Source organism: Chitinophaga sp. RCC_12 (genome assembly GCF_041360695.1).
In the GTDB taxonomy this organism is placed as follows: Bacteria; Bacteroidota; Bacteroidia; order Chitinophagales; family Chitinophagaceae; genus Chitinophaga.
This window is the reverse complement of the sequence record NZ_JBFUPS010000004.1, coordinates 157,234-173,401: the sequence shown is the minus strand read 5'-3', so window position 1 is coordinate 173,401 and position 16,168 is coordinate 157,234. Positions and strand designations below refer to the sequence as shown.

General features: G+C 40.6%; 8 protein-coding genes. 3 read left to right on the top strand and 5 right to left on the bottom strand.

The window, feature by feature from the left end; translation table 11 throughout:
- Positions 1–19: 19 nt before the first annotated feature.
- The 5 genes from AB6805_RS13920 to AB6805_RS13900 all read right to left on the bottom strand — a co-directional run bounded on the left by AB6805_RS13920 (position 20) and on the right by AB6805_RS13900 (position 11,925).
- Positions 20–2,953 (bottom strand): hypothetical protein, encoded by a 2,934-nt coding sequence (locus tag AB6805_RS13920; RefSeq protein WP_370910030.1) that lies wholly within the window; start codon positions 2,951–2,953, stop codon positions 20–22.
- A 471-nt stretch (positions 2,954–3,424) separates the two neighbouring features.
- Positions 3,425–3,862, bottom strand: coding sequence for a contact-dependent growth inhibition system immunity protein (locus AB6805_RS13915; RefSeq protein ID WP_370910029.1), 438 nt, complete (start codon positions 3,860–3,862; stop codon positions 3,425–3,427).
- 31 nt (positions 3,863–3,893) lie between these two features.
- Positions 3,894–4,331: a contact-dependent growth inhibition system immunity protein gene (locus AB6805_RS13910; RefSeq protein ID WP_370910028.1), complete on the bottom strand. Its 438-nt coding sequence runs from the start codon at positions 4,329–4,331 to the stop codon at positions 3,894–3,896.
- A 16-nt stretch (positions 4,332–4,347) separates the two neighbouring features.
- Positions 4,348–8,670 (bottom strand): DUF6443 domain-containing protein, encoded by a 4,323-nt coding sequence (locus AB6805_RS13905; RefSeq protein ID WP_370910027.1) that lies wholly within the window; start codon positions 8,668–8,670, stop codon positions 4,348–4,350.
- Positions 8,671–8,691: 21 nt separating this feature from the next.
- The gene (locus AB6805_RS13900; RefSeq protein ID WP_370910026.1) at positions 8,692–11,925 is read right to left on the bottom strand and encodes a hypothetical protein; all 3,234 of its coding nucleotides are present in this window, start codon (positions 11,923–11,925) and stop codon (positions 8,692–8,694) included.
- Between the two features lie 1,137 nt (positions 11,926–13,062).
- Here AB6805_RS13900 and AB6805_RS13895 point away from each other — a divergent pair.
- From AB6805_RS13895 to AB6805_RS13885, 3 genes are read left to right on the top strand one after another with little or no spacing between them, the layout of a single operon-like run.
- On the top strand, positions 13,063–13,842 hold the full coding sequence (locus tag AB6805_RS13895; protein ID WP_370910025.1) for a DNA cytosine methyltransferase: 780 nt from the start codon (positions 13,063–13,065) through the stop codon (positions 13,840–13,842).
- 55 nt (positions 13,843–13,897) lie between these two features.
- A complete protein-coding gene (locus AB6805_RS13890) occupies positions 13,898–14,524 on the top strand; it encodes a hypothetical protein (protein WP_370910024.1) in 627 nt (208 codons plus the stop codon).
- A gap of 28 nt (positions 14,525–14,552) precedes the next feature.
- A complete protein-coding gene (locus AB6805_RS13885; protein WP_370910023.1) occupies positions 14,553–16,148 on the top strand; it encodes a hypothetical protein in 1,596 nt (531 codons plus the stop codon).
- The last annotated feature ends 20 nt before the right edge of the window (positions 16,149–16,168 follow it).

The window sequence follows — 16,168 nt, the reverse complement described above, 5'->3', positions numbered from 1 at the left end:
ACTAATGGAACAAACTATGTTATCGAAAAATTGTGATGTCTTTTCCGTCTTCAAAGAATGCGAACCGATCTTTCAATAGTGCCACTATCGCTGAACCATTTGGCGTTCGCCCACGGTACTCCAAGTCAAAGGAAGGCAGAAAGGTTACCGGTATGATGGTACTTAACTCCTGACTTAAACGTTCTTTGTCCAGGATGTTCTCATCGAATGGCACATACCATTCTCTTTCATCAGCAAATAATTTTTGGGATGCAAATTTTTGCATGTCTTCATATGTGTGCAACTCCCTATAGTACGGCTGAGCCTTGTGATTTACCCAAAGCATTGTAATAGCATATAGTATCTGCCATTCCAACCATCCTTCATCTTTCAGAAGGCCAACAAGATGTTTTACTTTGTCTGAGCCTAAAAGTTGGGGCATTGAAATCGACAAAGCCCTTTTGCAACCGTCAATTCGTTTATTGATTGCTTTGATTTCCTTATCGCGACTATAGATGGGTGCCTTCTTGGATCTCCAAGCTAAATTGTTATTTACTTGTATTGAGCCTTCTTCAATCTGGACTGCATTGTTCAGGTTCTTCCACTTTGTGGAGAAGCTATCTTCGGAAACGAATTCTTTGTACAAATCAAAGTAGGGCCTGCCAAAGCTCACTTTACCAAGGATATCCTCTCTTTTTAATTTGATCTCGATGATCTTCTTGTACTTTTCAATCGGCAAAAGAGATACACTTCTAATAATTTCTTGTGCGGCAACAAAGTAACGAATGGCATGATCACGGATAGAGTCTAGGGATGTCAGATCTAACCTTGGGATTTTAAAGTTCCATTGGATATCGGTGTTAGAATCAATCTCATTCCAGCTTGGACGTTCATTGTCAGTAAGAGAGATATTGATTTGTACGTCCGTTGGAATAATATATAGCTCGGTTTCGCTAAAGTCAAACATCAAAATTTGGAATACAGCAATCAGCTCCTCAGCAAGACCGTTGGTTTCCCAATCGTTTGAATACCTAAACTTCCAATTGCAACCTAGCCCGTTAAAGATCACGGTTCTCGACTCCCCTACATCATTGAAAATTCTCCCATATATCTGTTCCTCCAAACTCTTCTCTAAGGCCACCTTGTCAAATTTGTTTGCAACTTGGCCTTGTAGCTCTTTTATTTCCTCTGTTATAAATCCCCAACAGTTATATCTTTCCTTCAGAGCAGGAACTACTTGAGGGAAGTATTGTTCCGCACAATGCATAATCAATGCAGGGTAGTATAAAATTCGGTGCATATCATCGTGATCGAAGACATTGAAGTCCTTGGTCATTGAATAATGAGTCACGATGAGAAGGTCAAGAAAGTCAACGTAGGAAAGCCAGCCGCCGGAGGCGTAATCACAGTCACTTGCAATTGAAAGCCCCCGCAAAACCTGCTTATGAAGTTGAACTGGGTCGTGTTTAAATGCAATAAAAGCACCAATCAAACCGTAATATTTAGCTGCATAGTATAGGTCAACAGACCGATAGGTGTCTGCCAACAAAAAACACGAATAAATACTTCCCTCAATGGAATCCGAGTTGAACCATTTTATCTTCAGCTCATGTAGGCAATCGATGGCCTTATAGGTCTCTTTATGTTTCAAATATTGTATAGCTCTCGTTCTCAACTTTTGAGCAACAAGCTCTTTGCCGCCATACTTTGCCAAAACAGGAGCAATCAGGTTGGGAATTGTTTCAAGTTCTCCCAACTGTGCACCACCATCAAGAATGATACTAATAAACTTATCGACTCTGTCTGATAAAGTTTCCACAGAATAATAGTTGGTGCGCGGCAACAACTTTATAATCTGCTTTAGCTTTGCAACATACCGTTCGATACGTGTGGCAAGAGGTGACTTGGATCGTAGATCCTGAAAGGTAAAGTTTGCCTGTATTTCCAGAAGTGCAGCTTTAACATCGACATTATGACTTTCCCTAAATCTTTTTGAGAGAACCTTCTCTATTTCACCAGCCAATCCATTGAAATATTTTACAGGAAGACTCAATGCTCCAGCCATAGTGGCTGTCGCTGAGAAGGAATATAGCACCTGCGCATCCTCCAAGTCCGGTAATTCCAGAAAAGATGAAAAATCGGAAAAGTAATTTTTAATGTTTTCCTCCTGGTCGGTCACGTCTTTTAATCCAACCAGCGAAGCAACAAATTTTTCATAAATGGCTGCCCTCACAATCCGACGGGGAGATTGTGGATTCTCAACAAATAAATCGAACAAAGGCAGCCAAAAGAGAAGATCCTTTTTCAGTTCATTATTCTTGTAAATATACCTGGATGCGGTTTTGACGTCACAAAATTCTTCATAAGTGGACTGGATTTCTTCACGTGATTTGTATTCTGCCAATAGAGAGGAATACCAGTCAGTTGTTATAGCCGGGTAAGCTTCAGAGGGGATTTTAAGATATTGCACCGCAATCCAAAAAACATCACCGTCTGTAAGCTGTAGAGAAATAGCTGCTGCATCAAGAATCTCCAGTTCAACATTATATTGACTTCGGACTCCATCAATTACTTTATGCCTCTTGGCTACGGGGATGTCTTCACCGCTAAAAAAATATATGCGCTCTACATTGCTCCCAGAACCAAGTATTGATTGCACATCCTTTTCGATTTTTCCGTTCTTCTTTGCAGGGTCTCGTTCTAGGGAACAAGCAAACGCGACAGGCAGCTCCGAAGCACTCGCCACAAAGTAGGACGATGGGGAGGACAATTCTCCCAGGTAAGTATGGAATGTCTCGAAGTCTCTCCCTTGATCACCGCCGGACTGAACGGGTCCGGTGGCCGGCAATACATTAGGATGAATCCTATTTTTTGCAAGGAATAAACATAGCTTCTCAAAATCAGCCTGACCGTTTCTGGCTGAAAGTTGCGCTATCTGAAATCTGATTTGTTGCTGTAGTTCATCCGTTTTCATATAGTTGCGTCCAAAAGGCACTTACAGATTGCTAAATATCATCTTTCTATTTGTCTAATCGCAATTCCATCTTGAAAATGTAAATAGAAGACAATGTTTGTTTCAGTCCAAAGTTTTTATGAATGTATTTTCCGTAGTTATTTCCATAAGAGTGAAATTGGGCTGCCATTAGGTACTACCTATAATTATCCACTTACTAATGGCGGCGGTAATTTTTATTTTCTTTATTATTCTCATTCTCTTTACAAAAGATGAAATCATCCATCGGGATCTAAACTGCAACTTCTCATCAAAAGTCATTTTGCGGTGATCTCTTTCAAAGGCATTGATTGTTGGTCAGTAAATATCTTATCCGTCTAGGACAACCCAGGAAGTATACAACGGAAATTGCACTACCAATGGTTAAACTGAATTTAGATATATAAGAAAAGCGAAGCACGGATACTAAACCTATTGTCATACTTATAATTTTTACTCACATCTGCTTAATGCCTCAACCAATGCACTGCATATTTCTTCAATACTTGCAATCGAGGCTATTTCCACTTTTTTTTCAGATGGATAGGTAAATCCTCCGCTAAGCCCCATATTATTTGAAGCCATCAAAACTATCTTATTATCCTTTTCATATACAGAACAACAAATAGAGTTCGTATATAATTCGTTACGGTTTTTCAAGCCCATAAACTTCAAATGTTCTTTTAAAAAAGTTTTCGACCTTACATCAACAATAACATTGATTTTACTTGCATTCATCGCAAACAAAAGACTTTTTACAATATCCTCCATTGCAGAAACCAGGCTTAATGTTATATACGGATCTGACGCAATTCCAAATCCGTGAACTGATGTAGAATCACTATGGATAACATACCTATCTGCAAATTTAAAAATAGCTGCGCTTCTCATTGATTTAAATTATAATAACCACATTCCGTTTTTACTCGCACCTGCTTAATGCTTCAACCAACGCAGTACATATTTCTTCAGTACTTGCTGTCGAGGCTATTTCGACCCTTTTTTCAGGGGGATATGTAAATCCACCTGTAGGTCCCATATTATTTGAAGGCATCAAAACTATCTTATTATCCTTTTCATATACAGAACAGCAAATAGTGTCTTTATATAATTCGTTACGGTTTTTCAAGCCCATTAGCTTCAAGTGTTCTTTTAAAAAATCTTTAGACCTTACATCAATAGTAACATTGGTTTTGCTTGCATCCATTGCAAACAAAAGACTTCTTGCAATATCTTCCATCGCTGAACCCTGGCTTATTGTTATGTATGGATCTGTTGCAATTCCAAATCCGTCTACAGATGTAGAATCACTATGGATAACATACCTATCTGCAAATTTAAAAATAGCTGCTCTTCTCATTAGCTTAAATTGTAATTTATAGTAAGAATCGTATTTTTACGCCTACGCCTTGTTTATTCCCGTATTCAATTGCCTTTCCTATAGCTTCCCATTGATCAAGAGTCGCCTTACCCGGTTGTATTGCAATTTCCAGAGTTTTACTCGTATAATCAACTCCTTGGGTAACAGCAACACCATCCCATCGGGCATCGGTAAAATTATCCAACTGATTAATATATCCTTTCAATTTGCTAAACAAACTTGACGATTTTTGATAACTCGGCATTGTCAGGTCAATACTTTTGATACTGGTTGCCACACCACCAGATAACTTATCGATGACCGGAAAATTTTCAGGTAAGTTACCACCAAGAATACGTTCTATTGTAAAACCTCTTGCTGAGGGGGCTATAGTCCATACAGAACCTCTACCCAGCCCGGAAGCCAAATAGCCAATTCCTTTAGCTGCCTTCACTCCTGCATATTCCCATGCCGCCATTTCGACACCTGCACTGACTATTCCAAAAGATTGACCTTCCTGCGTTTCCCATAACCGACGTTGATACTCATCTTCGTCTGCTTTTTTCTTTGCATTCACTGCACATTGGGGACAATCCATCATCTGCCTCAATGTGGCTTGTTTCGGATCTGGCGGCGGCGCATTCTTCATCTGCTGAATTTGTGCCGCTGTATATAATCCCCGCTGATTCATGACCGCGGGATCATAAGGACCACTCATTCCTGTAGCTAAACTGCCGTCTCTAGTGTACCAGGGTTCCAATCCATCGACATCAATAGCGTTGGGAACTTCGTTACCCGCAAACTGGTAGGTAGAATAATACGGAAATTTGTCAGCCAACGGATCTGAAACAAAGAACCGCCCTAATTGGGTATCATAAAACCTGTTCTTATAATCATACCATTCGAGGCCCACTCCATCTGCAAATTCTTTATCCTGTAACTCTCGCCCATTGAATTTTATTTTATTCTCAGGGTAATTCGTACCCCTTAATGCATTCGAGCTGATGGATGCTATTGCAAGGCCAAAGGGATAATAATGAGTCTCTTCCAACAGGGGGCCGGAGGCCAGAGCAACCGCCACATTATCAAAGAAAACGTCCTGAGCACTTTCGTTACTGGTATATACATACAAAAAACCCGATTTAGTAGCCACCATTTCAGCCTGACCTAGAGCCTGAAGCTCATCAGGTGCAGCTTTAACCTGCCTTACCCCGCTATTCTCATCCACTAATTTAAACTGATCATCAAATAAAACAAAATTTAAATAAGCTTTTGGCCTATTTGAATTTGGTTCATCAGCATCCTTTTGCTTAAGACGCTGGTAATCGTCATTGTAAAAATCAGTATTAAAAGGTGTGGTGGGAGCAGATCCTGATACTCCATGGGTACCTTCTGATTGTGAGTTTCCTCCGAATGCCTGTACCAAATCCGCCAGCATGTTCTCGGATAATGGAACATCTTCATTTTTATCAACTGGACCAATAGACTTATAAAAGGCCTTAGCCTTAATCCTGAAAGTATCTCCGGCCATAACCCGCAAGACTAGGGACGGCCCTATTTTCTTGCTTCCGTTAAGTGCTGCTAATTTTGAGACAGACAGATTCTGGGTACTATCTCCCTCTGATGGATATCCAACAGGCTTAGAAGCACGGGTATTATCAATATTACTGAATAACGACGTTTCAGTCGGAGCGTTTTCAGTCTCCATTGTTGCAGAATATACACTTAAATCAGTTTGGTCCGTGAGTACAACTCTTATGTTTCCCAAATGATCTTTTACAAAGTAATCGTACCAATAGCTAACAGGCTGCCCGGTTTTGATGACAGCACGAATACGCCCTTCCTCGTGGCCTGTATACTGTAAGGTGTCATTTCGATATACAAAGTTCCCTATGTAATCTGTAGTAGTAATTTTGGGGACACCACCGGAAATATCGGTTACAATCTTTTTTACCTTATTGCCAGACGCATCATATCTATAAACAATATTCCCTTTCCCTGTAAAGACAATGCTATCGGGCAGGTTCAGGTAATTGTACCGGATTAAGGTAATCTTTTTATTTTCATCCTTTATGAGATTTCCGTTGGCATCATAATCATAGTCATCAGTGGTGTTTGCCCCATTATTGAAGTCACCGAGCTTCGCAGTAACGGTATTAATGGGATCGGCTACTTTTGCCAGCTTATTGCTGTTGCTGCGATACGTATAAGTGAGCTGGTCAATGAGCGCCGGAGCTGCGGAACCATTCTTACCCATTTGGTTCATCGTTGCAATATTGCCGTTCACATCATAGGTCAGGTTACTTACCGTAAAGTCCATTGTTGTTTTTCCCCATACCGTTCCATTGCGTTCCAGGAAATCCGCAGAGGTCATTCGTGAAGATTTATCATATCCAAAACTATATAGCCTTGCTACACCATTGGATTTGCTTTTCCACCTTGATCCCGCAATATCACCATTGAACTGGGCGGCCAATGTAAATCCATAATCATAAACTAAATCCTCTCCGAACCAGTTTGAAGTGCTACCGTCCGTATTAGCATAATCCTTATTGACCCCCTTGAGCCATCCGCGAATCGTATAATCGAATTTGAGCGTTTCCAGTTGTCCCGTTGCAGTGACCCCCAATCTTTTGGTTTGAAGCTGCCCCAGTTCATTGTAAGTTGAAACTGAAATGGTCTTCTCGCTGGCAACAACATCATTGAGTCGCTTCTTTATATTGATAACCCGACCGGCAGCATCATAGCTGATCATGGTCAGAATCCTGATTTGCGGCGCCGTTATACTTTTAGGATTCTTATGATTAACATAACTACTCAATAATTTTCCGCTAAAGTCATAAAGATTATTTACTACATCAATACCACCGGATATATTATCCGAAACGGTCTGTATCAGTCTCCCTTTGTCATTGTAATAATTTGTTGTTGTTAACCACTGATTGGTTCCCAATATCCGAACTCTGGTCCCGGTAACCATCCCCCGCGTTTTACTGCTCGGTGCAGCCGGCAGTGCTTCGGAATATAGATTCGTTCCTGCTTGTAGCTTCCCTATATCCTCAGTAGCATAATTTTGTTTACCTGCAAAGGAATAATCATTATAAAAAGTAAGAACCAGCGGAGTTAAAGCAGCCGCAGGTAAATTTGGTAATGGATTCCCGGTAACAATTGAACTCATAGAAGTTTGTAGTGAAGCACGGTCAGTGGCAGCAGCATAAAGCTGAACCTGAGCTGGCCGGTTTAGAGCATCGTAGTAATTGACCAGCCACGAAGTCCCCTTCATATTACCATCCCTGGTAAACACCAACCTGTCACGCACATCATACACCATCTCTGTTGAATCGGCTCCTGGTACTTTTTTTACAATTAATCGTCCACGCCCGTCATACCTGTACAAGAAACACAGCTCTTTAACAACATCAGTGCTGAGAACCCAAGTTGCGTTAATTGCCTGTATAGCTTTTGGAGGAACAACCATCCGAAGATTATTCTTATCATCATAAACATAATAAGTACAAAGCCAACCTATATGCGCCGTACCAGGCGTAGGACTAAGCTGGATTTTTTTAAGTATGGCACGCCCATTTTTATCTTTGTACTCAATCACCTGGTTTCCCGCTTCGTTTAGGATCGAGTTTTTATATAACTGACCTGCAGTGTAAACAGCCGTACTTGTAGGAACTACTCCTCCGGGAGCAATGGTCCATATTCTAACAGAATCTGTGGAGCTGTTAATCTCATAACTATTCTTTAAAAACCGGTTACCACCGTTCTCTCCTGTTGCAACATCCTTCTTTGCCCAGCTATTACCAGCTGCATATGATCTTAACGGTCTATTTAATGGTGAGCCTTCAAAGTCCACCTTGCCGTAGTAAATGCTTTCTCCGATACTACCAGGCATCAATGTTGAATTGGAGAAGAAGAGTTTTTGTTCAGTAAAAGGATCTGACCGGAATTTGCCGGTGCTTGTAATCTGTGATGAATATGGGAGGTATTTATATTGTTCCCTGCCGTACTGGTCATAAATTCTGGTTGCGACCAAATCCTTTCCGGTAGGACTAAGACCTTTAACTACTGCCTGAACCGGTCTTCCAAGGCCATCGAAGTAATCGGTGGACTGTTTGACCTCTGTGACGGTCCGAAGAGGGGAAGCTACAGTGGCAGAATCCGATGTCGACATGCTTGGTTCCCAAGATCTGACATAGTTTATCGGTACATTGTTATAGATGCCGGGAAGTGCTACCGGTGAAGCCGGACTTCGAGGGATATCAACAGGGGTCTGCCCGTTGATGGCACCTGCCATAATCAATAATAGAGAAGTATATAAGGCTTTTGACATAACTTAATTTTAAGATCCTAATTATTGTGCAAAAGGCACATGGTATTGGTATTCTATTAACTTCAGAATCTTACCATCCTGATCTTTAACCGATTTCAAACGACCGTGTATATCGTACTCATAATAGCTAGTTGAGCCCCGGTTATCTGTTTCCGATGTTACACCTAACAATGGAATATAGGTATAGGTCGTTACTAGGGCATTGGGGAGTGATGTCCGTATTTTATTTAGTTCGTCCCTTAGCTGTTGATCAGTTAAAGGTGCATTTAGAATCGCTGCATTAACAATCGGCGCAACGGTAGCATAGTCGCTTCCTACAACTTTGGCAACAGGATATTGACTATCATACCCCCACAAATAAACTTCAGAGACATCGTTGATTTTGCCTTGTTGCAGTATATTTCCAACATTATCATAATTGTTGAAGGTAACCCAGGGTTTAAGCCTAGTGTCCTTGACCATTGAAGCGGCACTAATACCCACTGGACCGTAATTGGCTACAGGTTCTGAATAATCAAAACCCCAAACAACATCAGGAAAAGGTTTATCACTTTTATAGGTAGTGACTGTTGCTGAAACCGTGTTTGATCCCACCATCGTATATTTTTCTACCAGATTACTGATGTAGTGATTTGTCTGTAAATATTTGATACCCGATACTTCGGTAGTTGCGGGAGTTCCGGTAATGGTGTAATCCAGGGGATATTTAAAAAAAGTGGTTTGTACCTGGTTTACGGAATTGGTTTCAGATTGCCTGCTTAACTGGGCATGAGCAGCATTATCATAATAGCTGTTGACAACTTTTACAATATTTCGGTTATTATCTACATCAAATACGGAATCTGTCCGCTGTACCTCATAAATCCAGGGACAAACAATCTGTGATGGAATGAGCCTGTATCCTTTATTAAAAAATTCGTCTGTGCAACAAACCGAACATGCGATAGTGTTGCAATATTGCCAGGTATATCCATAAATTATTTTCGCCACAAAGTAATTTCCGTTCTGAAGATTACCTGTATTATACGCGTAATCTGTACGGGATAATCTTCTTCCAGACGAATCATAGAGGGTTTCACGAAGCAAACTGCCACGCAGGTAATCCATATCGGAGGTATATTTCTCTGAGGCACCAATGTTATAATAGTTCATAGTTACCCCTGCGTGATACTCCTGTAAATGCATATTGGTCGCTGAAAATGAAAACTCAGAAACCTTTCTTCCAGATTGGGGTTCTCCCATTACCTCCGTTACTGTTGAGTACCCTACGTTACTGCCATGGGTATTGGTGAGACTGGCAACCGGAAAACTTGATCTGATGAAAAACTCGCATGTAGCCCCGGTTCTATTGGTGAGCTTTCGCTCCGTAAAATTAAAATCACTGATCAGATTACCTGAGGAACGGTTGGGGTCATAATCAGTTTTATAATAAAATCTACGCCTTGCGGGAACATTGGTCAATCCATCAGAATTAACGATTTCTTTGATTCTGAGTCCGCCTGTGGCCATTGCTTTAATAATGATTACCGAATCGGAATAAGTATAATATTCCGCTCCAATAGCCGCCCGCTGGCCACTTCTGCTATCTACGGTCGCCCTTAATCGATACAGACCGGAATCCAGTTCTAATAACTGGATATATTCAACATTTCGCATGTTATGATATTCCAATAAAGTAGTGAGCACATTATTTGCTCCAACTTTATAGAGATACAAGGAAGGGTTATCCTCCCTCGAAGCAGGGCCGTCAAACCACGAACCATAGGTAATTTTTACTTCCTGCTTATTCTTCAAATCAAGGTCCACCTGATGGTCAACTATACTGGTACCGCTGGTTGGACTGTATGCAAGGGCACCTCTTGTGTTAATAATTTGGGGACGATAGCTCACCTGGCTCCCGTTCTTTAAACCGTAGTCATTTCCTTCATAGATAAATTCGCTATTGCCTCCTGTTGGATAGGTGATCCTTTTCAGCATTCCAATTTGTGCATAGGTCGGATTAGGTTCCCTGTTGGCACCGGATAGAGTAATATGAATATTATTGATAAAAGTATCCACATAAGGAAGCAGGGTAAAGTTATTTCGACCGTTATAAAAACCCCAGGTATCCTGTGATTTGGAATCTGTTGCTGGAACTGATTGTGGTGTGTTATATTCAAAGGAATGCCATTTTCTGCCTATTACATTGTTACCTTCCTCTGAAACACTGTCAAGCTTTAATCTCCTGTATTTTAAGTCGGTTTGAGTATCTGATCCAAAGTAGCTGTACTTAAGTGCAAAATTTTTGATTCTTTTGCCTTTTTTATCAAAAACGGTTATGGAATCAAGCTTGCTTCTTGATTGCGCGTCCCTCCTGTTGGCAGAGGAGTGAAAATTGATGATACAGGAAGGGGTAGTGATACTCTTTAGGACTTTGGATGCGGCCCGTACCTGGGTATAGGAGTTTCCTGCACTCATAAGGTCACATGTTCCTGCGACCCGTTTATAGTCAATTTCACTGTATTGCTCGCTGATAACATCATCAACATCATCTGCGTATGTAAAGGTTGCATTTCCATAAGGGGTTATGATCCGGGATAGATACCATGCGGATTTAAAGGGATTAAAAAGGATAGCTCCTTCAGTATAAGACGTTTCACTTGCTGAAAACTGATAAATAATCCCGCTCTCATCAACGATCTGTATGCTGTCCAACCGTTTTGGATACGTGATCTGAAGTGGTTGGAACGGCATTATATGAGCCTTGTTGTCAACGGTTGCATCAATAATGAATTTTCCGCTTCTACCGTTGAAATTAAAGGCAAAATTATCCGGCTGTAGATCCAATATTCCTACGGCTGCTTCTCTAATCCTGTCGCCCGTCTTAATAATGGAATCGAATACCGCTAATTTTCCATCGGTCATATATCCCTGTTCGTCGGGTTTCACATTGACGCTTCTGGTAACTGCACCACCAGCATTTAACGTCCATCCAAAGCCAACTTGAGAAGCCAGTTCGTTTACTTTAAGGCCCGCGGCATAGTAACTAAGAGAGATGGGTAGGGGGACTTTGCCGATATAAGCTGTGTACAATGGAACACTTATCCCTGGAATACCGGTATACAATCCTACCGGAATGTCCCCATACTTACCCAATGACGCAGCATTGGGAGACGGTGGAACCACTTTGGGAATATCCATCATGGAGGGGCCAAACTGCGCGAACAGGGTAATTCTAAAAAAGAATAAAAACAAGAGTAAATAAATTCCTTTCATGGATATAGCATTGAACATTGATTATTTATTATGTGTTGGAGAATATTGAAAGTATGACCTGTCTTACTATAACTGGGCCTGGGATATGCAGGTAATAGAAACGTCATAAAGCCATTAAATTCCTTAGCTTCTGTTGACCATCCATTAAAGGATTTTATGGATTTTTACAGTATAGGTAACTAACATTTCACAGATATAGAATATCAATCACTATCAATCAGGCATGGGATAACACCCTGAAGGACCTATAATTGTAACAAACAATCACATACTGCATGTAAATTAGAATACAAATCCATAAGTTTCACTAACCATATAAAAATGCGTACTTCTACGGTTGCGGTACGTAGATATACGTATTGATCCTTATACTAGATATCAAATTATTAGTACCCAATAAAAATAGGCAGTGTCCACGCACTGGATTTGCGTAACAGTAAGCAAGGAATAATTTGCGCTTATTAAAAAGGAATTGAGAGGTTTCTATCAGCAAGTTATCAAGTAACAAAATCAGGGACCATTTGCAAAAAGCAAAAGCCGGGTAATGGGGATAGGATGGCAAAAGGGGTTCATATTAGCTTACACTTTAAAATCGTTCCATGCTATTTATTTTTGAAAATGTAAGAATCCGGGTGGCTTTGCTTGTAACCACTAACCAATAATGCCAGAGAGCAGATTATCATGATATATGCCACTATTTTTACGATCCATTCGAAGATGCGTATTACAACTGAGCTATCATAGGAATCGAAATGTTGTAAACCACCTGGTCCCCTCCTATTAAACCGGCGCCGGTTTACAAAACGAACCAATAGGATTCCTAATACCAGTATTATACCTCCGGCTAAATAATAGGTGTTCATCGTATTTGATTTTAGCGGGTTAATAATAGATCACCAATACAAGCTAGGACTATAATTCAGAAGAAAAAATGCTTTTTAATCATCAAACATTTTTCGTTTCAGCAATTATTTCTTAAACTTTCGATCCCCCATCTTAACAGATTCAGAAAATAATTTTTATTACCTAATACGATAGTAATACATTCCCATTCTTCCCTTAAGGACTTTTGTTCCCATAATAGCACCTGTTCCAGGACAAACCGGACTTCTGTATTGTTTATACAAAGCGGTTTAAATGGCTGAGAAAAGAATTATCAGGCACGGTTCGCTGTTCAGCGGGATCGGTGGCTTTGACCTGGCAGCAGACTGGTGTGGCTGGCAGACCGTATTTCATTGTGAGGTAAATGAATTCTGCAACCGTGTATTGGATTACTACTGGCCTAAAGCAACCGCAATTAAAAGCATTGTAGGTTATGGCTGGGAAAAATGGAAAGGAAAGGTTGATGTGCTCTCCGGCGGATGGCCGTGCCAGAAGTACTCGGTTGCAGGGAAGAGGGCGGGAAACGAACCGCTCAAAGAAGAGTTGCTTAGAGCAGTATTTGAAATCAAGCCAGCATGGGCAGTACTTGAAAACGTTGGTGGGTTTATTACTAAAAAATTTGCCGGTGAACACGATCTACTCTGTCAGCAATTGGAGCGTATGGGATACGATGTTCAAACGTTTGATATTGACGCTGCGAGCTGCGGAGTACCAACGATGGAACGGCACATCTGGATTATTGCATCGGCCACTGGCGAGCGACTCAGGTGGTGCAATGCGAAGCCGGTACAGAACATCTCCGGAGCACCACAGCTTCTTCAAGGAATCCATCCGGGAATGTTCGACCGATGGTCGTTACCCAAGGACCGAGTTTGTAACGTGGGCGAAGGGGTTTCCCAAGAACTGGACACTGCAACCATTTCTGCAAAAAAATGGCATACCGAAAGCCTGAAGGCTCTTGGCAATGCCATCACACCGCAGATTGCATACTACATCTTTAAAATGATTCAGAGCAGTATCTGCGCAGTAAAATAAGCTTTAAAAAAGGGGCCAGAACAAAATAATCATTTGATCTAAATAAGGAGATAGTATGAAGATTGAATTAAAGAGCATCCGGTTAAATGATGATTTGAGTTTTGACTCCTTTTCTTTTACAGCAAATCTTTATGTGGAGCATAAAAGAGTAGCTACCGTAATAGACGACGGTATGGGTTCTGAATATCGCTATGAAAATATTGAACCGGAAAATAGGCTACTTTTTCATAATGCAGAACAGCATGTAAAGTCATTACAAACATCCACAGAAACCGAGGCTCCGTCCAAATCGAACGAACCACTACCTGCTCATTATGCGCTTGACCAGTATCTGTATGAATTATTATGCGCCCATGTCGAAAGATTGGATCAAAGGAAGCTTAATACCATCATAAAAAATGGAATTGCTTACGGAGGCGGTAAGATCAGTTACCGATTTGTAAAGTTTTCAAATCCTGTTTCTGAATTGCTCAAAACGGATAAAGGTATTTCCACGATTGAATGGGCACTTAATAAACGGGTACTACCAAAGATTGAACCTGGCGAGAAAATTCTTAACAAAAATATCCCGGAAGATATAATCAAACGTGCTGGTTTTTCAGAAGATCAGTATACCAAACCGGAGCAACTGCTGAAGGCACCTAAAATCACAACTAAACCCAGGAAGGGCAAAGGTTTATAAAAACTCTGATCTTAATCAATACTATACTATGGAAACAGAAATGGAGCAAGTATTACGCCTGACGTATCAAATGCTGGGAATGGGGTTGAGTAGTGCACTGCTGCATCAGGAACTAACATCCAATATTATTAAGGGATATTCCCAATTTGCTATAGCTGCTTTTCCCAGAATGGATAATGAGCTATTCAAAGTTTTACTTTCTTTTAATAAAGACAACGAAGACGGTTGCATAAAATTAAATGAAATAAAAGCATATAGCCGCCGTCAATTACCAGTCTATTACGATACCATAAATAATATAAGTATCGATCAGCTTGAAAACCGGATTAAAGACCTGGATTGGCATTCCTTTTCTAAAGGGGAAATAAACGATCCAGTATTAATTTCCAAATACCATAAAATATTAAACGAGCTCGCCGACCTGGCCATTGGCAATAATAAAGCAGGGAAAGTAATACAGGAAAAGCTGATGTTTAAATACTGGATATCTGAAAACCTTCTTGCAGATGCTCAATATGGCGAATACCTTAAACCTTTTGAGCGCGAGGAAGTATTTTATCCCGGTAAGGATATTTTTACCGTTCGACTGGCAGCCAATATATTTTCCGGAAAACTTGATGACTTATTTGAGAAGGTTCTGCTGACAGGTGTTGAACGATTCGGTGGTGCAGCCCTAAAGGAAAAATTAAGGCATATTTTGTCGAAAAATCCTACCGACTTTGATTTAGTGCGCTGGTATAGCGATAAAGACGGAACAGCAAAGGTTAATTTCTCCATCAGTTTATGCGATGGCTACTATAACATCGATTCCACTAAAATTGATTACAAATCTTTTTCCAGTATCCCCCACCTAAACCTGAATGAGAGTACAGATCGGGCATTGGAACAGCAAATGGCAATGATCGACTGGAATATACCAGAGGTTGAACGGTTTGGCCTCAAAGCGAAATTCCAGCCAGAGGTATTAGATGTTTTAAAAACAATTAAAAAAGCAAATGCAGAAAAAGAAGTTGACGCATGTTCTATCACAGATTTGCCGACTTTAAAATTTTGGTTAGGTACACCATTTGAAGATCATATACGGCAGAGTGCCTGGAATCTGCTGGAAAGCATTCCTGTCCAAACTAGAACGTTTGACCCTAATATCGAAATTACCTATGCTATAAATTTATTATCAGGAAGAGCTGTTGCGGAGGAGTTCATATTATTTACCAGCGTAAACTCTGGTAAATGGGTTAGAATAGATCCATCTCAGGGTGAGGATGACAACCAGGATACCGAGCTCAAAAGGATTGTCGGGTTTACTGAAGCTGAAATCGAACAAAGCCTGACCAAACTTCCAATTTTCAGTCCGGGTCATGAAATAATTATAAATGATTTACATGCCGGCGACCTCGTAGAAGTTCAGCTAACTGACGGAAACGTTGTTCTTTTGGAAAGCAACCCAGAGGAAAAATCGATCAACCTTTACAATCCTGAAGGCGAAAGGATTTACATAGACCTTCTCCCCGCTGGTGAAACAATTCCTCCTGCTACTTTAGAGCAGAAGCCGGCCCAGGAAAACCAAAAAAAGAAGCCGCGGTTAAGTAAAAACAAACAAAATTCCCGGAGGAAACAACGCTAAAAATTTACAATAAAAATTGG

Excerpts from the sequence above, each read along its gene's own strand:
- AB6805_RS13920 (WP_370910030.1), bottom strand. The coding sequence starts at position 2,953 with ATGAAAACGGATGAACTACAGCAACAAATCAGATTTCAGATAGCGCAA.
- AB6805_RS13915 (WP_370910029.1), bottom strand. The coding sequence starts at position 3,862 with ATGAGAAGCGCAGCTATTTTTAAATTTGCAGATAGGTATGTTATCCAT.
- AB6805_RS13910 (WP_370910028.1), bottom strand. The coding sequence starts at position 4,331 with ATGAGAAGAGCAGCTATTTTTAAATTTGCAGATAGGTATGTTATCCAT.
- AB6805_RS13905 (WP_370910027.1), bottom strand. The coding sequence starts at position 8,670 with ATGTCAAAAGCCTTATATACTTCTCTATTATTGATTATGGCAGGTGCC.
- AB6805_RS13900 (WP_370910026.1), bottom strand. The coding sequence starts at position 11,925 with ATGAAAGGAATTTATTTACTCTTGTTTTTATTCTTTTTTAGAATTACC.
- AB6805_RS13895 (WP_370910025.1), top strand. The coding sequence starts at position 13,063 with ATGGCTGAGAAAAGAATTATCAGGCACGGTTCGCTGTTCAGCGGGATC.
- AB6805_RS13890 (WP_370910024.1), top strand. The coding sequence starts at position 13,898 with ATGAAGATTGAATTAAAGAGCATCCGGTTAAATGATGATTTGAGTTTT.
- AB6805_RS13885 (WP_370910023.1), top strand. The coding sequence starts at position 14,553 with ATGGAAACAGAAATGGAGCAAGTATTACGCCTGACGTATCAAATGCTG.